20 protein-coding genes are annotated in these 23,715 nt (G+C 74.5%); 10 read left to right on the forward strand and 10 right to left on the reverse strand.

From position 1 onward, the window contains the following. Positions 1 to 65: 65 nt before the first annotated feature. Positions 66 to 782, reverse strand: a complete 717-nt coding sequence (locus ACFUUZ_RS25640; RefSeq protein WP_378700438.1) for a GvpL/GvpF family gas vesicle protein — start codon at positions 780 to 782, stop codon at positions 66 to 68. 99 nt (positions 783 to 881) lie between these two features. On the opposite strand from ACFUUZ_RS25640, the gene ACFUUZ_RS25645 reads away from it, so the two are divergent. Continuing rightward, a complete protein-coding gene (locus tag ACFUUZ_RS25645) occupies positions 882 to 2,042 on the forward strand; it encodes a hypothetical protein (RefSeq protein WP_378700440.1) in 1,161 nt (386 codons plus the stop codon). Positions 2,043 to 2,135: 93 nt separating this feature from the next. Here ACFUUZ_RS25645 and ACFUUZ_RS25650 read toward each other — a convergent pair whose 3' ends face one another. Next, on the reverse strand, positions 2,136 to 3,098 hold the full coding sequence (locus tag ACFUUZ_RS25650; RefSeq protein ID WP_378700442.1) for a hypothetical protein: 963 nt from the start codon (positions 3,096 to 3,098) through the stop codon (positions 2,136 to 2,138). A 367-nt stretch (positions 3,099 to 3,465) separates the two neighbouring features. On the opposite strand from ACFUUZ_RS25650, the gene ACFUUZ_RS25655 reads away from it, so the two are divergent. After that, on the forward strand, positions 3,466 to 5,652 hold the full coding sequence (locus ACFUUZ_RS25655; protein WP_378700444.1) for a hypothetical protein: 2,187 nt from the start codon (positions 3,466 to 3,468) through the stop codon (positions 5,650 to 5,652). On the opposite strand, the gene ACFUUZ_RS25660 is transcribed toward ACFUUZ_RS25655, so the two are convergent. Beyond that, positions 5,653 to 6,639 carry a LysR family transcriptional regulator gene (locus tag ACFUUZ_RS25660; protein WP_378700446.1) on the reverse strand — a complete coding sequence of 329 codons (987 nt, stop codon included), beginning with the start codon at positions 6,637 to 6,639 and terminating at the stop codon, positions 5,653 to 5,655. A gap of 60 nt (positions 6,640 to 6,699) precedes the next feature. Then, positions 6,700 to 8,151 (reverse strand): flavin-containing monooxygenase, encoded by a 1,452-nt coding sequence (locus tag ACFUUZ_RS25665; RefSeq protein WP_378700449.1) that lies wholly within the window; start codon positions 8,149 to 8,151, stop codon positions 6,700 to 6,702. 156 nt (positions 8,152 to 8,307) lie between these two features. Here ACFUUZ_RS25665 and ACFUUZ_RS25670 point away from each other — a divergent pair, with 156 nt between their 5' ends. Further along, positions 8,308 to 8,847: a GNAT family N-acetyltransferase gene (locus tag ACFUUZ_RS25670; protein WP_378700452.1), complete on the forward strand. Its 540-nt coding sequence runs from the start codon at positions 8,308 to 8,310 to the stop codon at positions 8,845 to 8,847. On the opposite strand, the gene ACFUUZ_RS25675 is transcribed toward ACFUUZ_RS25670, so the two are convergent. Then, complete coding sequence (locus tag ACFUUZ_RS25675; protein ID WP_378700454.1) at positions 8,844 to 9,617, reverse strand: alpha/beta fold hydrolase; 774 nt, start codon at positions 9,615 to 9,617, stop codon at positions 8,844 to 8,846. The genes ACFUUZ_RS25670 and ACFUUZ_RS25675 overlap by 4 nt on opposite strands. 26 nt (positions 9,618 to 9,643) lie before the next feature. Further along, positions 9,644 to 10,663: a cell division protein ZapE gene (gene zapE / locus ACFUUZ_RS25680; RefSeq protein ID WP_378700456.1), complete on the reverse strand. Its 1,020-nt coding sequence runs from the start codon at positions 10,661 to 10,663 to the stop codon at positions 9,644 to 9,646. Between the two features lie 35 nt (positions 10,664 to 10,698). On the opposite strand from zapE, the gene ACFUUZ_RS25685 reads away from it, so the two are divergent. The 4 genes from ACFUUZ_RS25685 (at position 10,699) to msrB (ending at position 15,059) form a co-directional block, all read left to right on the forward strand. Continuing rightward, positions 10,699 to 11,460: a pyrimidine reductase family protein gene (locus ACFUUZ_RS25685; RefSeq protein WP_378700458.1), complete on the forward strand. Its 762-nt coding sequence runs from the start codon at positions 10,699 to 10,701 to the stop codon at positions 11,458 to 11,460. 117 nt (positions 11,461 to 11,577) lie between these two features. Continuing rightward, complete coding sequence (locus tag ACFUUZ_RS25690) at positions 11,578 to 13,140, forward strand: alpha/beta hydrolase (RefSeq protein WP_378700460.1); 1,563 nt, start codon at positions 11,578 to 11,580, stop codon at positions 13,138 to 13,140. A 70-nt stretch (positions 13,141 to 13,210) separates the two neighbouring features. Further along, entirely contained in the window at positions 13,211 to 14,566 is a 1,356-nt protein-coding gene (locus ACFUUZ_RS25695) for a glycosyltransferase family 87 protein (RefSeq protein WP_378700462.1), read from the forward strand. A 61-nt stretch (positions 14,567 to 14,627) separates the two neighbouring features. Continuing rightward, positions 14,628 to 15,059: a peptide-methionine (R)-S-oxide reductase MsrB gene (msrB, locus tag ACFUUZ_RS25700; RefSeq protein WP_378700464.1), complete on the forward strand. Its 432-nt coding sequence runs from the start codon at positions 14,628 to 14,630 to the stop codon at positions 15,057 to 15,059. Positions 15,060 to 15,291: 232 nt separating this feature from the next. Here the strand turns inward: msrB and hemQ are convergent, their stop codons facing one another. From hemQ to hemE, 3 genes are all read right to left on the reverse strand, one after another. After that, entirely contained in the window at positions 15,292 to 15,987 is a 696-nt protein-coding gene (gene hemQ, locus ACFUUZ_RS25705) for a hydrogen peroxide-dependent heme synthase (RefSeq protein ID WP_378700466.1), read from the reverse strand. A gap of 284 nt (positions 15,988 to 16,271) precedes the next feature. Beyond that, positions 16,272 to 17,618 carry a protoporphyrinogen oxidase gene (locus ACFUUZ_RS25710; RefSeq protein ID WP_378700468.1) on the reverse strand — a complete coding sequence of 449 codons (1,347 nt, stop codon included), beginning with the start codon at positions 17,616 to 17,618 and terminating at the stop codon, positions 16,272 to 16,274. A gap of 25 nt (positions 17,619 to 17,643) precedes the next feature. Then, complete coding sequence (gene hemE / locus ACFUUZ_RS25715) at positions 17,644 to 18,708, reverse strand: uroporphyrinogen decarboxylase (protein ID WP_378700470.1); 1,065 nt, start codon at positions 18,706 to 18,708, stop codon at positions 17,644 to 17,646. A gap of 55 nt (positions 18,709 to 18,763) precedes the next feature. On the opposite strand from hemE, the gene ACFUUZ_RS25720 reads away from it, so the two are divergent. Both ACFUUZ_RS25720 and ACFUUZ_RS25725 read left to right on the forward strand, forming a co-directional pair. Further along, entirely contained in the window at positions 18,764 to 19,402 is a 639-nt protein-coding gene (locus ACFUUZ_RS25720) for a DUF3000 domain-containing protein (protein WP_378700472.1), read from the forward strand. Positions 19,403 to 19,424: 22 nt separating this feature from the next. After that, positions 19,425 to 20,666 (forward strand): HRDC domain-containing protein, encoded by a 1,242-nt coding sequence (locus ACFUUZ_RS25725; RefSeq protein WP_378700474.1) that lies wholly within the window; start codon positions 19,425 to 19,427, stop codon positions 20,664 to 20,666. 173 nt (positions 20,667 to 20,839) lie between these two features. Here ACFUUZ_RS25725 and dxs read toward each other — a convergent pair whose 3' ends face one another. Next, positions 20,840 to 22,738, reverse strand: coding sequence for a 1-deoxy-D-xylulose-5-phosphate synthase (dxs, locus tag ACFUUZ_RS25730; protein WP_378700476.1), 1,899 nt, complete (start codon positions 22,736 to 22,738; stop codon positions 20,840 to 20,842). A 198-nt stretch (positions 22,739 to 22,936) separates the two neighbouring features. Between dxs and ACFUUZ_RS25735 the strand changes: the two genes are divergently transcribed. Further along, positions 22,937 to 23,635, forward strand: a complete 699-nt coding sequence (locus ACFUUZ_RS25735) for an SIMPL domain-containing protein (protein WP_378700478.1) — start codon at positions 22,937 to 22,939, stop codon at positions 23,633 to 23,635. Positions 23,636 to 23,715 lie beyond the last annotated feature (80 nt).

Here is a 23,715-nt window from a genome sequence, read left to right on the forward strand (position 1 = left end):
GCCCCGGTCGAGAGACCGGGGCTGACCTGTTTTCCGGGCTCCTCGTCACTGCCGGCGGGCGGCGATCAGCCGGTGGTGCCCGCGTCCACGGTGACGAAATCCCAGGGCGCGAGCGGGCCCGCCAGGGTGAGCTCCACCCGGTCCGCCCACTCGCCCGCGAGCTCACGGGCCGCCTCGATGAGGGCGTCGTGCCGGTCGCGGGCGAGCAGCACGGCGATGTCGACCGCGTCGCTCTCCTCGGTGGGTTTGCGCGCCACGAACTGCTCGGCGAGCGGGCGCAGCGCCGCCAGCGCGGTGTCGGCGTCGGCGCGGCGCATGGCGGCGAGCGCGGCCAGGGTGGCGCCGGGCGCACCGGGGCTCGGCTCGCCGTCGGCGGCCTCGCGGACCACCGGTTCGTCGGCGACGATCTCGGCGCGCACCCCGTCCGCCCGGTAGCGGCCGTGCAGCAGGTACTCGGCGTGGCCGGTGAGTTCGTCGAGGGTGGCGCGCAGCCGCTCCGCGTGCGGGGCGAGCAGCGTCCGCTCGACGACCTCGCGGCCGCGCAGCGCGGCGCCGAAGCGCACCGGGATCACCGGGCCGTCCGCGGCGGCGCCGTCCACGACGCGGACGTAGGCGCGCAGGTCGTCGGGGTTGCCGAGCGGGCGGTCGTCCACCTCGCTGACCAGGGCGGCGACCGCGCCGTGGCGCACGGTGCGCACGGGGGCGGGCGGGTCGCCGATGCCGTCCAGCCGCGGCTCCAGCTCGGCGGGCACGATTCCGTAGACGAGTAGCGCGGTGCTCATGCCGGGCGGCTACCCGACGCGCCGTCCCGCATGCACGCGGGCGGGGCTGTCGGTGGCCGGGACTAGGCTGTGGCCGGTCGAGGCGAGGTGAGGTGCGGGGTGCCGGTGCGCGCGGAGGAGTGGGGCGAGGCCGATATCGCCGGGGCGGTCGGGCTCGACCACGAGGAGATGGCCGAGGTCGTCGCCGCGCTCGTCGCCGAGCACGCGGAGCGCAGCGCCAGGGAGGCGGAGATCGTCGCGCTCCGGCTCGGCGTCGGGGCCGCGCCGCCCGCCACGCTCAGCCGGATCGCGCTGCGCCAGGACATCTCGCGGGACCGGGCCAGGCAGCTGCACACCAGGGCGGTCGGGCACATCCTGCGCCAGCACCCGCCCGGCGGCTCCGCGTTCGCGGTCTTCACCCGCAACTACCCGCCGGGCACGCCGGACCAGCGCCTGGTGCGCACGCTGCTGGCGGAGATCTACGCCACCGACGCCGACCTGGCCGCCAACGAGCTGGCCTACCTGCGGCTGCGGCTGGCCGGGCACCCGCAGGAGGACGCGCGCCGGATCGCGGGTTACGTCATGCAGCGGATCCTGGGCTGGCGGAAGAAGACCAGGCGGCTGCTGGCGGGGCTGCACGAGCCGGACCCGGTCGCGGACGGCGTGCTCGACGGGGTCGAGTGGCCGGACGGCGGGTCGCCCGCGCCGCTGCCGGTGCGGTCCGCGCGCCCGGACGCCGACGACGACGGGCGCGGGCGCTTCTACCTGGACAGCGTCGGCCGCGATGTCGCCTTCGACTCGGGGCTGCGGGCCAGGCTGCTGCGGCTGCTCGACGCCGACCCGGCGGTGGAGACCTTCCAGGAGGATCCGGTCGCGGTCGAGCTGGAGGGGGTCGCGCTGTATCCGGGCGTGGCGGTGCGCGGCACCGACGGGCGGGTCGCGCTCATCGACGTGCAGCCGCTGAACCGGGTGGCGCTGCACCCGAACCGGGTCCGCTCCCGGGTGCTGCGGGCGTGGGCGCACCGCAACGGGTGGGGGTGGCTGGTGTGGACCGGGAGCGAGGTCGGGGTCGCCGAGTTGGCGGCGCGGCCGGTGGGAGCGCCGGACGCGCTGGTCGAGCGGTTGCGCGAGGGGCCGGTCGGATGGGCCGGGTTCGCCGCGGCCGCGGGCGGGCTGGAGCTGCTCGACCTGGCGACGCTGGTCGTGCGCGAGGGGTGGCGCTGGGAGCGGGCGCCGTTCCGGCTCGCCGCGGCGGCGGAGCAGTTGCCCGACCCGAGCTGACGGGTTCGCCGACGCGGGCTCCCGGGCGGACGAGGCCGAGGTGCGAATCCGTGCGGCGCAGCACCCGCGAGAGCGCTCAGCGCACCACCGCGTTCAGCGCACCACCATCGCGGCGGCGATGAAGGTGACGATCAGCAGCATGGCGCAGCAGGTGATGAGCTGCCAGTGGTTCACCGTCTGGCTGACCGTCTTCAGCTGGGCGCGCAGGCTGTCGGTGCGCCGGATGTGGTCGGCGATGGTGCGCTGCGCGCGGGCCAGGTCGTCGGCGCGTTCCTCCTGGGTCTGCTCGGCCCGCTCCAGCCGGGTGTGCAGCTTGACGATCTGCTTCTGCTTGTCCCGGACCGTCTGCCTGGAGACCGCCAGCGCGGTCCGCTGGTCGACCAGCTCCCGGCGCTGGCGCGCGATGATCGCCGCCTGGGTCCTGGTGTGGTGCTCCCAGTCGCTCACCGTCGCCCATCCTCCCGTCGAGACGTCCCGATAACCCCACACGATGTCGCCCGCCACCCAGCCCGCCAGGAAGTCGCGCAGCTCGTACCGCCCCTGCTTGGCCGCGACCACGGCGGAGCAGGCGGTGTCGAACATGCCGCTCTCGACCTCGTAGTCGCAGGCCTGCGGCGCGAAGTCGCGGATGCCGAGCGCGGGCAGGTGCGCCACCCAGAAACCGGGCGGGCAGAGCCACAGCACCCCGGCCAGCCCGGCGTCGCGCAGCCGCTGGGTGTGCTGCAGCGCGAGCGTGCAGTCCAGCGGGCCGCTGCGCACCTCGATCGCGAAGCGCCGCTCGCCGATCCGCCAGTACACGTCCACCGGGACGCCCTCGACGCGGAAGCCGACCTCGGCCTCGTCCGCGCCGAGCGCGAGCAGCCTGCCGCGCAGCCAGTACTTGAAGCGTTCCAGGTTCCACTGGTTGCGCGAGCAGTCCGGGCAGCGGCAGCCGTACCCGACCCGTTCGCCGGGGGCGCGGCGCGGGCCGTTGGAGATTCCGAGCTCGGCCAGCAGCGCGCGCCGTCCACACGACGGCGCCTCGACCCGCTGCTCGCTGCGCGCCACTTCGACCACACCCCTAACCCTGCGCTGCACGCGGGCAGGGCCACCCGCGCTCACTACCAGAGTGCGCCCTCTCGGGTGCATCTCGCCACTCCCCGGGCACCCGCGGCCGGGTGCGCCGCGACCGCGGCGGGATGATCACTGTTGTACCGCAACGGATTCGAACCGGCACCTCGCGGCGCGCCGGGGGTCCACGGGCGAGAATGCCGTTCTGCGACGGGGGCGCCGCCGGGGAAACGCACTGCTCCAGCGCCTTTCGGCGTTTCGCGGCTGCGCGGAGGCGGACTTTGCTTCGCCTGCCGAACGGCATCGTGACCACACCGTTAGAATCTCCCCGGCCGCGCGCTCAGCCGGACCGATCGGGGAAGAGGGTAGTTGGATGGAGCACGTCGAGGACGGCGCCGAGTCGATCGGCGCGATGCTGTCCGACATCGCGGAGTCCCTGCGGGAGGTGAGCCGGAAGCTGGACCTGGTCGCCGCGCGCGTCGATCTGCCGCTGCCGGTGCCGGTCCCCGGTGACGACCGGGATGTGGTGACGCGGCTCGCCACCATCGAGGCCTGGGCTTTCCGCACCGATCGGGATGTCGCCGACCTGGGGCGCCGGTTGGACACCCTGCAGAGCGTCGCCGACGCGCCGGGGACCGGGCGGCGGCACGCGCCGGAGCCCGGTGGGCGGCGGAGTGTCGATGCCGAGGGGGCGTCGGCGGGTGGGCGGCGGCGCGCGATCGACGTGGACGAGGTCGACGCGGGGCAGCAGGCAGGCGACGGGCCGTCGAGTCGAGGGCGGCGCGCGGCGGTGAGCGATGAAGACGCGGCGGTGCGTGCGGACGGCGGCCCGCCCGCGCGCCTCGGGAGGCGGGCCGCGGCGGACGACGGGTCGGCTTCCGGCGAGGCGCCGGTGGTCCGCGCCGAGCGGGCGGTCGAGGAGAGTCGGGCGGTTGTGCCGCCGCGGCGGCGGGCGGCGGAGAACGGTCCGGCCGATGCGGGCCTCGGGGTTACCGGTGACGAGCCGAGTAGCGGGCTCGCGGACCTCGGAAACGGTTCCGCGCCGTCGGTCGGGCGGCGTGCGGCGGAGGTGGAGGACCGGGCCGACACGAACGCGGGTAGGCGGGCAGCCGAGGTCAGCGCCGATCCGGCGGGCGCAGGCAGGCGAGCAGCCGAGACGAACGGGACCGGGCCTGCGGGTGCAGGCAGGCGAGCAGCCGAGACGAACGGGACCGGGCCGGGCGCGGATGCCGATGTCCCGCGGCGCCGGGCCGCGGAGCACAGCGCCGAGAAGCCGGGCCTGGGTGCGGACGATGCCGGTGCGCCGGGTCGGCGTGCGGCCGGGAATTCGGAGAATCACGCGGCCGAACGGCCGGCGAGCGCGTACGGCCCCACCGCACGCGGCACCCAGCCGGGGTCGGGCTCGGAAGCTTCCGGCGAGATCTCCGCGCCGCGCGTCCCCCGGCCGCGCTACGCGGCGGGCTCGTCCCGCCGGCGCATCGCGGAGGCCCGCGCGGAATCCGCGGGCAGGCTCGCGGCGGACCAGGGCGAGACCTCCACCCCCGCGCACCTCTCGGCGGACCCGAGTGCGCAGCCCACTCCGGTGCACCTCTCGACCGAACCTGGTGCGCAGCCCGACCCCGCCCAACACTCGGCGGAGCCAGTCGCGCAGCCCGCTCCCGCGCATCTCTCGGGGAACCCTGGCGCGCAGCCCGCACACCGCTCGACGGAGCGGGGTGCGCAGCCGAACCCCGCGCACCTCTCGGCCGACCCCGGCGCACAGCCCGCCGCCATCCAGCACGCGGCGGAGCGGGGTCCGCAGCCCCTACCGCCGCGGCGCGTCGCGGACCCGGCCGAAACAGCCGTTTCGCCCCGGCTCTCCGCCGATCCCGGCACCACTCCCCCCATCCCCCGCCGCTCGCCGGGCGCGAGCGAGCACCTCCCGACGCGGCTCCCGGCCGAGCCCGCCGCCCCGAGCGCCGACGAGGAGCCCGCGGGCCCCGGACTCCGCGCCGCGGTCGAGGCGCGCCGCGCCTCCGGGCGGCTCCCGCAGCGCGGAGCGGCCCCCTCCCCGACCCCGCCCGGCGCCACGCCGAGCCAAACGCCCGCCACCCCGGAGCACACCGAGCTCACCGGCTCCGGTGAGCAGGAGCGCTGGAGCGGCCCCCGCCGTAACGGCACCTCGCTCGGGCTGGGCGAGACCGTGGCCGCCGCCTACGACCAGGGGCTGCGCGACGGCTTCACCGGCCAGCAGGACGGCTACCGGCAGGCACCGGCCGCCGACTACCCGCTGGCGGAGCAGGGTGACGACTTCGCGCCGTTCGCCGACCGGCAGACCGGCGACGCGCACACCGAGCAGGTCGGCCGCCCCGGCCTGACCTCCGGCGCGGGCGAGCGCCCCGGCTACGGCGAGGCTCCGGCCGAGCTCCCCGGCTACGGCGATTTCGGCACCGGCCTCACCGGCGCCACCGCCGAGGAGACCGCGCACGCGGACAAGGTGCAGGCCATGCTGGACGAGCTCAAGCGCACCGCGGCGGCCATGCCGTTCGGCCCGCCCACCGGCGAGCAGGACCGGCGGTAGTCAGGCGATCCGCTCGGCGGCGTCGTGCGCGGCGCCGGTGAACGCCTTCGCCACGGCCCCGCGCAGCCGCCGCGGCCGCGCCTCCGGCACCTGCTGGGCGCGCAGCAGCCGCTCGACCAGCTCGCGCAGCCAGCGGTGCCCCTCGTCGGCGCTGTGCCTGGGATGCCAGGCCATGCCGATCGGCACCTCGGGCAGCGGCAGCGGGATCTCGAAGGCGCGCAGCCCGAGCGGGCCGAGCAGCGAGGTCACCGCGGAGGCGGGCGCCGGGCAGACGGCGGTGCCGCCGCGCACCGCGAGCAGCGCGGTGGTCAGGTCGGGGACGGTGCCGATCACCCTGCGGGTGCGGCCGTGCAGCGCGAGCCGGTCGTCGATGGCGCCCCGGACCCGGCCCTGCCTGCTCACGCTGAGGTGTTCGGCGGCGGCGTAGGCGGCAACCGTGACCGGCTCGGTGACCAGCGGGTGGTCGGCGGCGGCGACGCCGATCAGCCGGTCTCCGTAGAGCCGGTGCAGCACGGTCTCCGGGTCGCTGCGCTCGATCACCCCGGTCTGCAGGTCGGTGCGGCCGTCGCGGAGCGCGCGCGGATCGTCCTCCGCGCTCGCCACCAGGTTCAGCGTGACGCCGGGGGCCTCGCGGCGGACCGCGGCCAGCAGCGGGCCGGTGAGCTCGGGCCTGACCTCGTCGCCCGCGCGCACCGCGAACCCGCGGCGCAGCGTGCCCGCGTCGAAGGGCGGGCGCGGGGTGAGCAGCCCGCGGCCCTGCTCGACCAGGCCGTGCACCTGGTGCCGCAGCTCCAGCGCGCGCGGGGTGGGGACGAGGGTGCGGCCGGAGCGAACGAGCAGCGGATCGCCCAGCACCTGCCGCAGCCGCGCGAGGGTGCGGCTCATGGCGGGCACCGAGGTCTGCATCCGCTCGGCGGCCAGCGTGACGCTGCTGGTCTCCAGCAGCGCGTCCAGGGCCACCAGCAGGTTCATGTCCAGCCGGTCCACTCTCGAATTATCCCCGTATCCCGGCCGCTACCGGTGCGTTGCCACGCCGGTCGTTACCGGTCAGTGTTGAACGGCGGGCACCTGGTCCACCGGGCTCGGCTGCGTGTTCAGCTCCGGCTTCGGCGCGCCGAGCACCTTCAGGTCCTCCGGGGTGACCGGGCGGAACCACTGGGCGAAGCGCAGCCGGGCCGGGAACTCGGCCTTCAGGTCGGCGAGCAGCTCGTCGAGGTGGTGCACCCCGAACGGCCCCGCCTCGGTGCCGTGCGTGCCGCCGCCGGTGCGCTCGCCGAGCCAGCGCAGCCGCTCGTCCAGCTCCTCGCCCATGGCGGTGGGGCCGGGCAGCTCCAGCCGGTGCGTGAGCAGCGCGGCGGTCCAGTGCGCGCCGACCTCGGCGGTGAGCGCGCTGAGCGCCGAGCCGCCGTACCCCGCGAAGCTCAGCCGCGGCACGGTGGGCGGCAGGATCTGCCGGTAGAGCCGGAAGTTGCCGTCGTCGTCGGTGAGCCTGCGCTGCACGAACGGGGTGAGGAAGGGCACCCGCTGCTGGTACCCGGTCGCGCAGATGACCAGGTCGGCGGGGATGGTCTGGCCGTCCGAGAGGTGCGCCACCGGCACCTTCTCCGCGCCGAGCGCGGTGATCACGGTGTCCCGGACGACGGTGAGCCTGCCCGCCCACACCTGCTCGGTGAAGCCCTCGACCGCGAGGTCGACGGTGCCGTGCGCGACGGTGCCGAACGGCTCGCTCGGCACCAGCTCCAGCTCGCGCAGGTGCAGGCTGCGGATGGCGCGCTCCTGGACCAGGTCGAGGTTGCTGTCCCGCACCGAGCGCGCCGGGCCGTTCAGGAACTTCTCCGGGCGGCGCTGCCGCTGGTAGCCGAAGTGGCTCTCGCCGAAGCGGCTCTGCAGCAGCCGCTCGGCGTCGAGGAAGCGGCCCGCGCGGCGCGGCAGCTTCCAGCGCAGCCGCCGGGCCACCACCGTGGTGGAGGCGGCGACGTGGCTGACCGCCTCGGCGATCTCGCAGGCCGCGGTGCCGTAGCCGACCACGACCACGTTCCGGCCGCGCGCCGCCTCCAGGTCGGAGAGGAGCGAGCTGTGCCCCAGCTGCCCGCCCGCGGCGGCGAAATCGGTGCTGCCGGTGTACTCGGGGACCCGCGGCTCGGAGTGCACGCCGTTGGCGATGATCAGGTGGTCGCAGGAGGTCCGGTGCACGCCGGTGCCGTCGCGCACCTCCAGCAGCCAGCCGCTGTCCACCGGGTCGGCCGCGACCACCTCGGTGTTCAGCCGCAGCGCGTGCCCCAGGTCGAAGCGGCGCACGTAGCCGTCGAGGTAGGACTGCATCTGCGCGCCGTCGAGGCGCTCCGGGAAGTCGTCGGGCATCGGGAAGTCGGAGAACCGGTACGTGCGGCTGCTGCTCTGGGCGCGCAACCCGGGGTAACGGCGCGTAGCGCTCCACACGCCGCCGACATCCGGCGTCCGGTCGAAGACCTCGACCGGAAAACCCTCCTGTCTCAGCACTTTCGCGCAGGCCAAACCCGCTATTCCGGCGCCGACGATCGCGACACGGCTCCTGCTGGTCATGCGGCAGAGACTACCGGCTCCCCCGGACCCGCACGCCGCGGCGGCCAGGAAAGCGAGATCGGACAATCGGCCCACCCGTGATTCACTGGACGGATGAGTGAAACGACGCTCGTCGTCGGCCCCGCCGGGCTGTGGGACGCCGAGGCGCTCGGCGATCTCGCGGCGGCCACGTTTCCGCTGGCCTGCCCGCCGGGGACAGCCCCGGAGGACATCGAGATCTTCCTTGCGGAGATGCTCTCGGCGGAGCGCTTCGGGGAGTACCTCGGCGCCGACGACCGGATCGTGCTGCGCGCCGCCGAGGACGGCGAGCTCGTCGGCTACGCCATGCTGCACGTCGGCACCCCCGCGGACCCGGCCGTCGCCGCGGCGGTCGACCTGCACCCCGCTGTCGAGCTCAGCAAGCTGTACGTGCTGCCCGGCAGGCACGGCAGCGGCGTCGCGGACGCGCTCATGCGGGCGGCGCTCGAGCATGCGGCGGAGGCGGGCGGGGCCGGGCTGTGGCTCGGGGTGAACCAGCACAACGCGCGGGCGCAGCGGTTCTACACCCGCAGCGGATTCGAGCGCTGCGGGACCAAGACCTTCCGGGTCGGCGCGGAGCTGCACGACGACTACATCATGCGGCTGCGCTTCTAGACCGCGGGAACCTGCTCCGCGGCCAGGAAATCGACGAGCGCGCGGTGGAAGTCCGGCGCGGTGACCGCTATCAGGTGATCGCCGGGGACGGTGACCAGCCTGGCGTCCGGCAGCGCCGCGGCCAGCCGCTCCGGCTCCGCGGCGAGCGGGTCGGCGTCGCCCGCGAGCACCAGGACCGGGAGCGTGAGGTCGGCGAGGTCGCCGATGGGGCGCTCGTCCAGCCCGGTCATCACCGCGGCCATGGCGGCCCGGTCGGCGTGCACGGCGTCGGCGAGCAGCCGGAACGGCCGGGCGCGCACGGTGGCGCCGCTGCCGTCGCCCGCCATGGCGGCGCGCAGGTCGTCGGCGTCGACCACCCGGCGGTCGACGCCGCCGCAGTCGACCACCCCGGAGCCGACGCCGCCGATCGCGAGCCTGCGCACCCGCGGGTCGTCGCCCGCCACCAGCAGCGAGACCACCGCGCCCATGGAGTAGCCGACCTGGTCGAACTGCTCGCCGCCGAGTTCGTCGTAGAGCGCGCGCACATCGCGGGCCATGGCCTGCCAGGAGTAGGCGGCGGGCTCGTGCGGCTTGGCCGAGCGGCCGTGGCCGCGGGCGTCGAGCGAGACCACGGGGCGGCCGGTGGCGCGTAGCGCGTTCACCACGCCGGTGCCCATCCAGTTGGCGTTCGTGTCGGCGACGACGCCGTGCTGCAGCACGATCGGGATGCCGTCGCCTTCCCACACGCGGTAGCTGAGTTCCAGGCCGTCCCAGGTGCTGAAGGTGGTCATGCCCGCGATGGTAGGCGGCCGCGGGGTCAGCTGGTCGGCACCTCGAAGCGGGAGAGCGCGAGCAGGCGGGAAATGGCGCGCAGGTACTTCTTCCGGTAGCCGCCCTCGAGCATGTCGGCGGCGAAGATCTCGTCCAGCTTGGCGCCGGAGACGGTGACCGGGGTGCCCGCGTCGTAGAGCCGGTCGGCCAGCACCACCACGCGCAGCGCGACGGCCTGGTCGGTCACCGGGCGCACGTTCTCCAGGAAGACCGCGGAGATCCCGCTGATCAGCGCGCCGTACTTGGAGGGGTGCAGGGTGGCGAGGTGGGCGAGCAGCGCGTCGAAGTCGTCGAGGGTGGCGTCCGGGGTGGCGGCGGCGCGCTCGCGCAGCGCCTCGGCGGCGCTCGGCTCGGGGGCGGGGGGCAGGTCGCGGTGCCGGTAGTCGGGGCCGTCCACCCGGACCGCCTCGAAGATGGAGCCGAGCTTCTTGATCTCGCGCAGGAAGTCCTGGGCGGCGAAGCGGCCCTCGCCGAGCTGGCCGGGCAGCGTGTTGGAGGTGGCGGCGATCGAGACGCCCGCCGCGGAGAGCTCGGTGAGCAGCCGGGAGACCAGCATGGTGTCGCCCGGGTCGTCCAGCTCGAACTCGTCGATGCAGAGCACGCTGTTGCCGGAGAGCCGCTCGACGGTGGTGGCGAAGCCGAGCGCGCCGACCAGGTTGGTCACCTCGCCGAAGGTGCCGAAGGACTTCGGCGCGGGGGCACTGTGGAAGACCGAGGCCAGCAGGTGCGTCTTGCCGACGCCGAAGCCGCCGTCGAGGTACAGCCCGGCGCCGTTCACCTGCTTCTTCTTGCCGAACAGGCTCTTCTTGCCCGCGGCCCTGGTGATCCGCGCGATCTCGCCCGCGAACTCCTCCGCCTTGCGCACCGCGGCGGCCTGGCTCGGCTCGTTCGGGTCCGGGATGTAGGAGGAGAAGCTGACCTCGTCGAACATGGGCGGCGGCACCATCTGGGCGACGAGCTGGTCGGCCGGGACCTCCGGGTGGCGGTCGACGAGGCGTGCTGGCATGGACGAAGCCTAGAGATGTGGTGTGAGCTGTCCCCATGCAGCGTACGCACAATGCGATCCAGCTCACAGCCGTCGACGACGACGAGCTGGCGCGGCTCTACCGCTACCCCCGCAGGCTCGACGCGCCGTGGGTGCGGGCGAACTTCGTCTCCAGCATCGACGGCGCAGCGACCAGCGGCGGCGTCTCCGGTGGGCTCGGCACGCCCGCGGACCGCCGGGTGTTCGGGGTGCTGCGCGAACTGGCCGACGTGGTGCTGGTCGGGGCGGGGACGGTGCGGGCGGAGAACTACGGCGGCGCGGCCACCGACCCGGAGCGGCGGCGCGCGCTGGCCGCGCTCGGCTACGGCGGCGACGTCGAGGGCGCGCCGCCGCCGATCGCGGTGGTGACGGCGAGCGCGGCGCTGGACCCGGAATCCCGGCTGTGCACCGATACCGACGTGCCGCCGATCGTGCTCACCACCGCCTCCGCGCCGTCGGAGCGGGTGGCGGCGCTCATCGCGGCCGGGGCGAAGGTGGTCGAGGTGGGCACCCATGCGGTCACCCCGCGCGGGCTGCTGGACGCGCTGGCCGAGCTGGGGCTGTACCGGGTGCTCTGCGAGGGCGGGCCGCACCTGGTCGGTGAGCTGGTCGACGCGGACGTGCTGGACGAGCTGTGCGTGACGACCGCGCCGGTCCTGGTCGGTGGCTCCGGCGGGCGAATCGCGCTGTCCCCCGGCGAGTCCGCGCACCCCATGGTGCGGCGGCACGTGCTGCTCGACGACGACGGGACCGTCTTGACGCGCTGGGCCCGCCGCTGACCATCGCGGCCGCGGGCATCCGGCGCGTCCAGGTCACGGCCGGTCCGGTCGGCCGCCCCGGCCGACGGTGAAACCCCGTTCGTGAAAGAAGCGCTGGGATACGGCAGGCTGTAGCGCATGCGCTGGACCCGGGCCGCCGTGCTTGCCACCTCCCTGACGTTCGTGCTCGCCGGTTGCGGCGCGGGGCCGTCGGATCGGCCCGTGGTGGCCGTCGAGCACCCGGTGGCGCCCGGCGGGGCGGACCCGTCGGCCGCGCCCGCCGCCCCGCCGCGGGCCGCCGTGCCGACCACCGACCTGCCCTGGTCGGACTGCACCCGCGGCACCTTCGACCAGCTCGGGCTCGGCGCGCCGCCCAATGGCGTCGTCCTGGAGTGCGCCGAGTACTCCACCCCGATCGACACCGCGGGCACGGTGATCGGCAACTTCCGCAACGGCGCGGTGCGCGCCCGGCTCCCGCAGACCCCGGTGGACGCGCCCCCGCTGGTCCTCACCTCCGGCGCCGACCGCGCCTCCTCCGCCACGCTCGCCGCACTGGTGGCGGGGGCACCGAACGGCATCCTCGCCACCCGCCCGATCGTCGCGGTGGACCGGCGCGGGATCGGCACCTCGCAGCCGGTGGACTGCCTGCCCGCCGCGGTGCGCCAGGGCTTCGCCGACAACGCGCAGTTCTCGTCGCCCGGCGACGCCGCGGCCCAGGCCGAGGCGCTGGTCGAGTTCAGCCAGGACGGCACCATCGCCTGCCGGGACTTCCTGCAGCCGTACGAGAACACCTTCGACGTCGGGCACGCGGCCGACGACATCGAGCAGCTGCGCCGGGAGTGGCAGGTCGACCACATCGACCTGCTCGGCACCGGCAACGGCGCCGAGGTCGCCGTCGCCTACGCCCGCAAGTTCGGCGACCGCCTGGCCCGGCTGGTGCTCGACTCCCCCACCAGCCTCGGCGCCGACGCCACCACCGTCGCCGAGCAGCGCGCCCAGGGCGCGGAGGCCGCGCTCACCGCGTTCGCGCAGCGCTGCGCCGCGCTGAACTGCGCGCTCGGCCCCGACCCGAGGGCCGCCGTCACCGACCTGGTGAACCGGGCCGCGGCCGGGCAGCTCGGCGAGCTCTCCGCGAGCGCCGTCACCACCGCGCTCACCGGCTTCCTCGGCAGCCCGCGCGCCGACCAGGCCGACCGGGTGCCCGAGCTCGCCGACGCGCTGGCCGCCGCCGGGCGCGGCAACCGCGGCCCGCTGCTCGCGCTGAGCCAGCGGCAGTCGGCGGCGATCGCCAACGACGGCGAGTTCGTCAACCGCTGCGCCGACATCAGGCAGCCACCGCCGCCGAGCCGGGCCGTCGAGCTCGCCGCGGAGTGGGGCGGCAAGTACCCGGTGTTCGGCCGCAGCGCCGCGCTGGGGCTGCTCACCTGCTCCGCCTGGCCGGTGGGGTCGCCGCCCGCGGCGCTCGCCGACTTCGAGCTCCCGGTGCTGGTACTGGACGGCGCCGCCGACCCGGTGGCGGGCGGGGTCGGGCAGGCCGCGGTGACCGGTGCGCTGGCCGGTGCGGGCGCCCGCACCGCGGTGCTGCGCTGGCAGGGCTGGGGGCATCCGGTGAGCGCGCGCTCCGGGTGCGGGCAGCGCGCCGTGGTGGAGTACCTGAACGAGGCGCGGCTCCCGCAGGACGGCTCGGCCTGCCCCGCCTGACCCGGGCGTAAGCCGCCGCCGGGCCGGTCCCGGCAACCACCGCGCCCCGCTTCCGGTGTACCGTGCCCGGGTGCTCCTTCGACAGCTCGAGCCACGCACGGCTCGCACCACCGCCGAGGTGATCCGGTTCGCCCTGTGGCCGCTGGCGGTCATGACGGTGCTGCACCGGGTCTTCATCAAGGCTGTCAACGGATTCGTCACCGACGACTACCGGCCGGTGTACAACGCGTCGTTCCAGTTTCTCAACGGCAACCCCGTCTACACCGCCAACTTCGACTCCGTCGATCCGCACTACCTGTACCCGCCGAGCGGCACGCTGCTGATCGCCCCGGTCGCGATCATCGACTACGAGAAGTCGCGCTGGCTGTTCATCCTGTTGAACGCGGTCGCCATCCTGATCGCCTGGTACCTGCTGCTCAAGCTGTTCCGCTACACCCTGAACTCGGTCGCCGCGCCCGCGCTGCTGCTGGCCATGTTCGCCTCCGAGACCGTGATCAACACGCTGGTCTTCACCAATGTGAACGGCTGCCTGCTGCTCGGTGAGCTGATCTTCCTGCACCTGATCCTGGCCCGGCGCGACCTGTGGGCGGGCGCGGTGCTGGGGTTGACGATCGCGGTGAAACCGACGCTCGCGCCACTGCTGCTGATAGCGGCGGCGCGCGGACAGTGGAAGGTGTTCATCACCGCGGCGGGCGTCCCGGTGGCGCTGACCGCCGCGGCCTGGCCGCTCATGGTCGACCCGGAGAAGTTCTTCACCCGCGTCGGGCCGTACCTGATGGAGACTCGCGACTACTTCAACAGCGCGATCTCCGGCAATGCCGAGTACTACGGGCTGCCACCGTGGCTGACCTGGGGTATGCGGATCACCATGGGGCTGATCGTGCTCGGCTCGCTGTGGCTGCTGTACCGGTACTACCGCGAGGACGAGCTGTTCTTCGTCTGCACCGCCTCGGGTGTGCTGCTGACCGCGTCGTTCCTGCTGCCCTCGCTGGGCCAGATGTACTACTCGATGATGCTCTTCCCGTTCCTGATGACGGTGGTGCTGCGGAACTCGGTGCTGCGCAACTGGCCCGCCTGGCTCGCCATCTTCGGGTTCATGAGCTACGACAAGTGGCTTTCGGACCGCTGGCAGGACATCGGGCGCAACCTGGAGTACCTGCGCATCACCTTCGGCTGGGGGCTGCTGCTGCTGGTCGTGTTCTGCGTGCTCGCCGACCGGTACCTGGCGGCGCGCGCCGCGGGGACCCTGGACAAGGGGCTGGACCAGGACTGGATGCGCACCGCACCCGATCCGCGCGGCCCGGTGGGCGACCCGCAGCGGGCGGAGGGCACCGGCGCCGCGGGCCCGGCCGCCGCGAAGGACCCGGCCGCGACGGCCGAGCCCGCCCCGCCGACCGCCGAGGTTCCCGCGGGCCACCGCACCTGACCGCCGGGACGGCTCACCTGCGCCGGAGACACGCCGAGCGGCACGCGGTTAACCTCGGGGTATGACCGATGCCGAGACGTCGCTTCCCGCTCCGCGTATCCAGCTCACCCCGCAGGAGTGGCGGGCCAAGCTGAACCCCGCCGAATTCGCGGTGCTCCGCGAGGCCGCCACCGAGCGGCCCTTCGTCGGCGAGTACACCGACACCGAGACCGAGGGCGTCTACAGCTGCCGCGCCTGCGGCTCCGAGCTGTTCCGCAGCACCGAGAAGTTCCACTCGCACTGCGGCTGGCCCTCGTTCTTCGACCCCGCCGACTCGGACGCCGTCATCCTGCGCGCCGACGACACGCTCGGCATGCGCCGGGTCGAGGTGCTGTGCGCGAACTGCCACAGCCACCTGGGCCACGTGTTCGAGGGCGAGGGGTACGACACCCCCACCGACAAGCGCTACTGCATCAACTCGATCGCGCTCACCCTGCACCCCGCGCAGCCGTAGGCCTGAACCGGCCGCGGTGAGAGCTCGCGGGGGGCGCATCCGGCACCTGACCAGCGCGCCCGTCGCGGCCCGACGGTGGAGCGGCGCGGGGTCGATCTCCGCGTCCCGTCGCCGCACCCCTCGGACAGCGGCTCGGCACACGGGATCGGCGCGGCGCCGTCCGAAGGGTAGCGAGCGGTGTGCCGGGTGCGCACGCCCCGAAAACCTCGGGTACCCGAACTGGGACGTCCGCTCAGGGCAGCGCCGCGACGAGCGCCTCCAGCTCCACCCGCGGGCCGGTGTAGAAGGGGATCTCCTCGCGCACGTGCAGCCTGGCCTCGGTGGCCCGCAGGTCGCGCATGAGGTCGACGATGCGGTGCAGCTCGGGGGCCTCGAAGGCGAGGATCCACTCGTAGTCGCCGAGCGCGAACGAACTGACCGTGTTGGCGCGCACGTCCGGGTAGCCGCGGGCTTCCTTGCCGTGGTCGGCGAGCATCTTGCGGCGCTCCTCGTCCGGGAGCAGGTACCACTCGTAGGAGCGCACGAACGGGTAGACGCAGATGTAGGCGCCCGGCTCCTCGCCGGCCAGGAAGGCCGGGATGTGGCTCTTGTTGAACTCGGCGGGGCGGTGCAGCGCGACATTGCTCCACACCGGGGTGCTGGCCCTGCCCAGCTCGGTGGTGCGGCGGAAGTCGGCGTAGACGGTCTGCAGGTCCTCGACCCGCTCGGCGTGCGTCCAGAGCATGAAGTCGGCGTCGGCGCGCAGGCCGGAGACGTCGTAGATGCCGCGGAGTACCACGTCGCGGTCGTCCAGGCCCTCGAAGAAGGCTCGCGCCTGCTTCAGGGCGGCCTCGCGGTCGTCGCCGAGCACTCCGGGGCGCACCTGGAACACAGAGAACATCAGGTACCGGATGGTGGAGTTGAGGGCCTGGTAATCGAGTCGTGCCATGGGTCCATGGTGCCACCCGCACCGCGCCCGTAGTGCGGGGTGTGCGCCCCATCGCCCCACCCGGTCCCGGCGTCCCCCGAATCGCCCGCTCCGCGCTCGACCGATCGGCGCGCTCGACTTGATCGGCGGGCTCGACCGATCGGCGGGCTCGATTGATATGCGCGCGCGACAGATCAGCGCTCAGCGGCTGCGCGCCCGCACGCGTCCGGACATCCGGTCCGACGTCCACGAGCGGACAACTCGGTCGAGCGCGAAGCGGGCGACATACCGCCGGAGGCGAACGCTCAGACGAGGACGGCGGCCGCGCGAGTAGCGGCGGCGGTGCCGGAGGCCACGCAGGCGGGGACGCCCACCCCATGGAGGTAAGCACCGGCGACGGCGAGGCCGGGGAGGTCTGCGACGCCGGACTCCAGGGCGGCGATCCGCTCGGTGTGCCCCGGCGCGTACTGGGCGAGCCCACCGGGCCAGCGCTGCACAGCGAACCCGTCCGGGACGATGGGCACACCCGTCACGAGCCCCAGATCCTCGACGGCGGCGGCGACGAGTTCCTCGTCGGTCCAGGAGAGCGGCCCCGGATCACCGAACCGCCCGAACGAGGCGCGGACGAGCGCGCCACCGCGCGCGGCGAGGTGCGGCCACTTCCGGCTGGACAGGGTGAACGCCTTCGCGCGCAGCCCCTCCCCGGTGGCGATCAGCACGCCGGAGTTCTCCGGCAGCGCGGTGTCGCCGGGCAGCGACAGCGCCACGACCACCGACGAGGACAGCTCGACGGCCCCGGCGGCGGCGCTCGCCTCCGGGGCGACCGGCGCGAGGAGCCGCGCGGTGACCGGCGCGGGGGTAGCGAGCACGACGGCGTCCACCTCGCCGATCGGGTCGAGCACCCACCCGTGCTCGGTGCGGGCCAGCGAGCGCACCGCGGCACCGGTGCGGATATCGGCCCCGGCCCGCGCCGCCAGGGCGTCCAGCAGCACCCGATACCCGTCCCGCAGCCCGCCGAAGACCGGCGCGGTGGAGGGCGGCGGCAGCACGGAGGTCACCGCGGCGGTGAGGCTCGCGGCGCCGCGGTCCAGCGCGGCGGCGAGCTGCGGCAGCGCGGCCCGCACCCCGATCGATCGGGAACTCCCCGCGTACACCCCGCCGAGCAGCGGGTCCACCGACCGCTCCGCCACCTGCGCCCCGAACCGCTCGGCCACCAGGGAGTACACGTCGACATCGCCGCCGGCCACCCACTCCAGCGGCCGTTCCGGCTCGGTGCGGACCCGTTCCAGCCCGGCCGCGTCGACCAGCCCGCGCAGCGTCTCCGCCGAGGACGGAATGCCCATCAGCGTGCGCTCCGGCAGCGCGTGTGCCCGCCCCCCGGCCCAGACCAGCGGCCGCAGCCCGGACGGCGTGACGAGCTGGTCGTCGAGCCCGAGCTCGGCGAGCAGCGCGGGCACCTCGGGCCGCCGCCCAACGAACGCCTCCGCGCCGAGATCGACCGGGCCACCGGCCAATTCGCCGGTGTGCAGCACCCCGCCGACGCGCGGGCTCGCCTCCAGCACGGTGATCCGCGCCGCCGCGCCGAGCAGGGTGCGCAGCCGGTAGGCCGCCACCAGTCCGCTGATCCCACCACCGGCCACCGCGATCCTCATGGCATCGACGGTAGCCGCACCCGGCTCAGAGTTCGTGCACCAGCTGCACGAGGGCGGTGAGGACGCCGGGATCGGTGTCCGGCAGCACGCCGTGGCCCAGGTTGAAGATGTGCCCGGTGGCGCCGAGCGCCTTGGCCGCGTCGGCCTCGTCCAGGATCCGCCTGGTCTGCGTGGCGGCGGCGTCGTAGCCCGCGAAGAGGACGGCGGGGTCCAGGTTGCCCTGCAGCGCCTTGCCCGGCCCGACCCGGCGCGCCGCCTCGTCGAGCGGCACCCGCCAGTCCACCCCGACCACGTCGGCGCCCGCCTCGCCCATGGCGCCGAGCAGCTCGCCGGTGCCGACGCCGAAATGGATGCGCGGCAGTCCGCTCGCGGCCAGCTCGGCGAAGACCCGCTCGGAGTGCGGCAGCACGTAGCGCCGGTAGTCGGCGGCGGAGAGCGCGCCCGCCCAGGAGTCGAAGAGCTGCAGCGCGTCCACCCCGGCCTCGATCTGCGCGCGCAGGAAGGCGATGGTGACGTCGGTGAGCAGGCCGAGCAGGGCGTGCCAGGTCTCCGGGTCGGCGTACATCATGGCCTTGGTGCGCTCGTGGTGCTTGGACGGCCCGCCCTCGACCAGGTAGGAGGCGAGCGTGAAGGGCGCGCCCGCGAAGCCGATCAGCGGGGTGGTACCGAGCGCGGCGGTGAGCAGCCGGACGCCCTCGCTCACCGCGCCCACCTCCTCCGGCCGCAGCCGCGGCAGCGCCCGCACGTCGGCGACGGTGCGCACCGGCTGCGCGACCACCGGTCCGACGCCGGGCACGATGTCCAGGTCGACGCCAGCGGCCTTGAGCGGAACGACGATGTCGGAGAAGAGGATCGCGGCGTCGACGCCGTGCCTGCGCACCGGCTGCATGGTGATCTCGCAGACCAGTTCCGGGTCGAAGCAGGACTCGAGCATGCCGATGCCCTTGCGCAGCTCCCGGTACTCCGGGAGCGACCGGCCCGCCTGGCGCATGAACCAGACGGGCCTTCGGCTCGGCTCGGCGCCGGTCGCGGCGGCCAGGAAGGGGGCATCGGACAACCGGCGGCGGGTGTGCGTACTCATCCCCGCCATCGTAGGCGGCGCGCCTCCGCCCGCGGCGAAACGTCACCGTCTACCGTCGGTCGGTGTGACACCGCTCGACTTCCGCGAGGGCGCCGCACCGGCCGAAGAGCCGGCCGGCGAACCCGCTTCCTTTCGCGCCGCGGTCGAAGCGATGGGGTCCGCAACCGTGCATCCTCGGATCGAGCTGGCGCCCATTCGCCCGCCGCAGCGGCTGGCGCCGTACTCCTACGCGCTCGGCGCCGAGGTGGCGCACCCCGACGCGGCAACCGTCCCGACCGACTCCGAGGGCGACGCCTTCGGCAGGCTGATCCTGCTGCACGACCCGGACGGCGACGAGACCTGGCACGGCACGTTCCGGCTCGTGGCCTACCTGCAGGCCGACATCGACGCCTCGCTCGCCACCGACCCGCTGCTCCCCGAGGTGGCCTGGAGCTGGCTGGTCGACGCGCTGGAATCCAGACCGGACCCCTTCACCGCGCTCGGCGGCACCGTGACCAGCACCAGCTCGGTGCGGTACGGCGACATCGCCGGGCCGCCGCGGGCGCACCAGCTGGAGCTGCGGGCGTCCTGGACCGCGGTCACCGCCGAGATGCGCGGCCACGTGGAGGCCTTCTGCGAGGTGCTGGCCTACTCGGCGGGGCTGCCACCGGCCGGGATCACGAGTTTGCCACCGCAGCCGCACATCGATCACGAACGGACCTGACCGCCACGTATTGTTCTGGGCTATGCCGGTAGCCGACGACAGCCCCGCGGAGCCTCTGCTCGCCCCCGCCGACGGACTGCCGCCCGTGCTCGGTACTCCCGCCGAGGTCGCGGCGGCCGCCGCCCGGCTCGCCGCGGGCACCGGCCCGCTGGCCGTCGACGCCGAGCGCGCCTCCGGATTCCGGTACTCCGCGCGGGCCTACCTGATCCAGTTGCGCCGGGCCGGGGCGGGCACGGTGCTGATCGACCCCATCCCGGTGACCGACGCGCTCGGGCCGCTCGCCGACGCCGTCAACGGGCTGGAGTGGGTACTGCACTCGGCGGACCAGGACCTGCCCGGCCTCGCCGACCTCGGGCTGCACCCGCACACCCTCTTCGACACCGAATTGGGCGGGCGGCTGGCCGGTTTCGAGCGGGTCGGACTCGCGGCGATGGTGGAGAACCTGCTCGGGCGCGGGCTGCGCAAGGGGCACGGGGCGGCCGACTGGTCCACCCGGCCGCTGCCCGCGGAGTGGCTGAACTACGCCGCGCTCGACGTCGAGCTGCTGCTCGAGCTGCGCGACGCGGTCGCGGCGGAGCTCGAGGCGCAGGGCAAGGGCGAGTGGGCGGCGCAGGAGTTCGAGCACGTGCGGTTGAGCAAGCCGGCGCCGCTGCGGCCGGATCGGTGGCGGCGCACCTCCGGGATCCACACGCTGCGGCGGGCCAGGCAGTTGGCCGTGGTGCGGGAGCTGTGGGTGACCAGGGACGAGCTGGCTCGGGGCCGGGACGTGGCGCCTTCCCGCATCCTGCCGGACTCGGCGATCGTGGCGGCCGCGGCGGCGGATCCGCGGAACATCGCGCAGTTGCGTGCGCTGCCGGTATTCGGGGGGCCGCGGCAGCGGCGGTACTCGCGGGAGTGGTTGGGGGCGGTGGACCGGGCGCGGGCGCTCGCCGACGGGGAGTTGCCGCCGACGGCGCAGCCGTACGACGGGCCGCCGCCGGTCAATCGGTGGGAGCGGCGGGATCCCGTCGCTGCCGCGCGGTTGGCTCGTGCTCGGGCGGCGATGGGGGAATTGTCCGAGGAGCACTCGGTTCCGGTCGAGAACCTGCTGTCGCCGGAGTTGGTCCGTCGGTTGTGCTGGGACGGGATCTCGTCGTACGAGGAGTCCGAAACGCTGGCCGACGCGGTCGAAGCGTTTCTCGCCGCGGGCGCCGCGCGCCCCTGGCAGCGCGAACTCGCCGTCCCCCGCCTGGTGGCCGCGCTGCCCGCCCCCGCCGCGGACTAACGCCTATATCGCATCGCCGCAAGCGGCGGCTCGACTCGATTGCGCAGTAGGGTGCGCAGCCAGATTGAACTGCGGCTCACGCAGTGCGCACGCACGCACCACCGCTTGCGCAGGGCGGTGCGCGAAGTAGTCGAGCCGCCGCTTGCGGCGATGCGATATACGGGCGAGGCGCCTTATCCTGCCGAGAGCCAGCCGGTGATTCGGCGGGAAATGTCGGGGGCGGTGAGGCCGAGTTCGGCGTGCACCTGCCCGCGCGAGGCGTGGTCCAGGAACTCTTGCGGCACACCGATATCCCGCGTGGGCACGTCGAGCGCGGCGGCGCGGAGCCGGGCGGAGACGGTGGCGCCGATTCCGCCGTGCAGCCCGCCGTCCTCGAGGGTGACGACGAGGCGGTAGTTCTCGGCCAACTTCACGACGGTGTCGGAGACCGGCAGCACCCAGCGCGGGTCGACGACGGTGACCGACCACCCCTCGGCGTGCAGGATCTCGGCCGCCTCCAGCGCGGTACCGGCGAAGGCGCCGACGGCGAGCAGCAGCACGTCCCCGCGCGCGGTGCGGGCGGAATCCGCCTCCGGGTCGGCGAGCCGCAGCACGTCCAACCCCTCCAACCGCTCCACGGCCGGAATGTCATCGCCCACACTGCCCTTGGGGAAGCGCAGCGCGGTCGGCCCGTCGGTGACGGCGAGCGCCTCGCCCAGCTCCTCGCGCAGCGTCGCCGCGTCCCTTGGCGCGGCCACCCGGATGCCGGGCACGATGCCGAGCACCGAGAGATCCCACATCCCGTTGTGGCTGGCCCCGTCGCTGCCGGTGATCCCGGCCCGGTCCAGCACCAGCGTGACCGGCTGCTCGAGCAGCGCGACATCCATGAGCAGCTGGTCGAAGGCCCGGTTAAGGAAGGTCGAGTAGATCGCCACCACCGGGTGCATGCCGCCGAGCGCGAGCCCGGCCGCCGACGCCATGGCGTGCTGCTCGGCGATGCCGACGTCGAACATCCGGTCCGGGAAACGCTCGCCGAAGGCGGCCAGCCCGGTCGGGCCTGGCATGGCGGCGGTGATCGCCACCACGTCGCTGCGGCGCTCGGCCTGCGCGATCAGCTCCTCGGAGAAGACCGAGGTCCAGCCGCGCGCCTTGGGCCCGCCGAGCGCCTCGCCGGTGAGCGGGTCGATCGGGTCGCAGGCGTGCATCTGGTCGGCGAGGTGGTTCTCCGCGGGGGCGTAGCCGCGGCCCTTCTGGGTGACCGCGTGCACCACCACCGGGCCGCCGAAGTCCTTGGCCCGGCGCAGCGCCGCCTCCATCGCGACCACGTCGTGGCCGTCGACCGGGCCGACGTACTTGAGGCCGAGGTCGCCGAAGAGCTCCTGCGGGCTCACCGCGTCCTTGATGCCCGCCTTCACCGCGTGCACCATCGAGTAGGCGGAGTCCCCCACCCGCGGGATGCTCTTGATCAGCCGCTTGCCCGCGTCCAGCGCGTGCTCGTAGGCGGGCTGGGTGCGCAGCGCGGTGAGCCGCTCGGCCAGGCCGCCGATGGTGGGCGCGTAGGAGCGGCCGTTGTCGTTGACGACGATCACCACGGGCCGGTCCTGCGCGCCCGCGATGTTGTTCAGCGCCTCCCAGCACATGCCGCCGGTGAGCGCGCCGTCGCCGACCACCGCGACCACGTGCCGCTCCTGCCCGGTCAGCGCGAACGCCTTGGCCAGGCCGTCGGCGTAGGAGAGCGCGGCGGAGGCGTGCGAGGACTCCACCCAGTCGTGCGGGCTCTCGGCGCGGCTCGGGTACCCGGAGAGCCCGCCCTGCTTGCGCAGCGTGTCGAAGCCGTCCTTGCGCCCGGTCAGGATCTTGTGCACGTAGGCCTGGTGCCCGGTGTCGAAGATGATCGGGTCGGCGGGCGAGTCGAAGATCCGGTGCAGCGCGATGGTCAGCTCGACGACGCCGAGGTTCGGCCCGAGGTGGCCTCCGGACGCCGCCACCTTCTCGACCAGGAACTCGCGGATGTCGGCCGCCAGCTCACGCAGCTGCGGCACGGTCAGCCCGCGGAGGTCTTCGGGCGTCTCGACCCGGGAAAGCACTCCCACCTGACTTCGCTCCCTCCGGACAACCCATGTGATTCGGAACAGTCTACGGACGCCGCCGTACGGGGCGAACCGGCGACCGCGGGCGCGAACGGGGCTGGGCGCCGCGCGGTGCGTTTCGATTCACGGTACCCGCTCACCCGCCCCCGCCGCCGTGCCGGGAGAATCACAGCGACGGCGACCACGGCGAGGGGAGCGGCAGTGAGCGGCAAGAAGCGGGCCGCGGGGACGATCACGGTGACCGGGCACGGAACCGCCCGCAGTGTGCCGGACGTCATGCGGGTGGACATCGCGGTGGAGACCCGCGCCGACACCGTCGCGGTCGCCTACGGCGGCGCGGGCGAGCGGATCGCCGCGGTCACCGCCGCGCTGCGCGCGCACGGCGTGCGCGCCGCCGACATCGGCACCAGCAGGCTCTCGGTGCGCACCGAGACCACCTGGCAGCAGGAGCGCGGCGCGCAGATCGTCGGCTACGTCGCGGACGCCGCGCTGGTGGTGTCGCTGCGCGACCTCGCCGACGACGCCGACCCCGGCCCGGCCGTGATCATCGCGGCCGCGGTGGCGGCGGGCGGTGACGACGTCCGGCTCGGCGGGCTCACCTTCGGCCTCGCCGACCCGGAGGCGGTGCTGGTCACCGCCCGCGACGCGGCCTGGGAGAACGCGCTGGCCAAGGCGGAGCGGTACGCCAGGAAGGCCGGGCGCGCACTGGGTCCCGTGCGGGACATCGCCGAGAGCGCGGGCGCGGGCGGGCCGGTGCCGCAGCTGCGGATGGTGTCGGCGGCGGCCGGTGCGGCGGAGTCGTCCTCGGTGCCGGTCGAGCTCGGCGAGCAGGAGATCAGTGCGCACCTGCAAGTGACCTGGGAGTTGGCAGCGCCGGAGAGCGAGCGCGACGCCGACTGACCGGCGAACGGCTGCGAGGCCGCGCGGGGCGGGGCGCGCTCCGGCGGGCGGCGCGGCCGACCGGCGCTCTCGGGCACAGC

This window comes from Nocardia sp. NPDC057353 (genome assembly GCF_042667085.1).
Classification (GTDB): Bacteria; Actinomycetota; Actinomycetes; order Mycobacteriales; family Mycobacteriaceae; genus Nocardia.

Excerpts from the sequence above, each read along its gene's own strand:
- ACFUUZ_RS25670 (WP_378700452.1), top strand. The coding sequence starts at position 8,308 with ATGAGTGAAACGACGCTCGTCGTCGGCCCCGCCGGGCTGTGGGACGCC.
- ACFUUZ_RS25655 (WP_378700444.1), top strand. The coding sequence starts at position 3,466 with ATGGAGCACGTCGAGGACGGCGCCGAGTCGATCGGCGCGATGCTGTCC.
- ACFUUZ_RS25640 (WP_378700438.1), bottom strand. The coding sequence starts at position 782 with ATGAGCACCGCGCTACTCGTCTACGGAATCGTGCCCGCCGAGCTGGAG.
- hemQ (WP_378700466.1), bottom strand. The coding sequence starts at position 15,987 with ATGGCACGACTCGATTACCAGGCCCTCAACTCCACCATCCGGTACCTG.
- ACFUUZ_RS25725 (WP_378700474.1), top strand. The coding sequence starts at position 19,425 with ATGCCGGTAGCCGACGACAGCCCCGCGGAGCCTCTGCTCGCCCCCGCC.
- ACFUUZ_RS25690 (WP_378700460.1), top strand. The coding sequence starts at position 11,578 with ATGCGCTGGACCCGGGCCGCCGTGCTTGCCACCTCCCTGACGTTCGTG.
- ACFUUZ_RS25710 (WP_378700468.1), bottom strand. The coding sequence starts at position 17,618 with ATGAGGATCGCGGTGGCCGGTGGTGGGATCAGCGGACTGGTGGCGGCC.
- zapE (WP_378700456.1), bottom strand. The coding sequence starts at position 10,663 with ATGCCAGCACGCCTCGTCGACCGCCACCCGGAGGTCCCGGCCGACCAG.
- ACFUUZ_RS25675 (WP_378700454.1), bottom strand. The coding sequence starts at position 9,617 with ATGACCACCTTCAGCACCTGGGACGGCCTGGAACTCAGCTACCGCGTG.
- ACFUUZ_RS25685 (WP_378700458.1), top strand. The coding sequence starts at position 10,699 with ATGCAGCGTACGCACAATGCGATCCAGCTCACAGCCGTCGACGACGAC.
- msrB (WP_378700464.1), top strand. The coding sequence starts at position 14,628 with ATGACCGATGCCGAGACGTCGCTTCCCGCTCCGCGTATCCAGCTCACC.
- hemE (WP_378700470.1), bottom strand. The coding sequence starts at position 18,708 with ATGGCGGGGATGAGTACGCACACCCGCCGCCGGTTGTCCGATGCCCCC.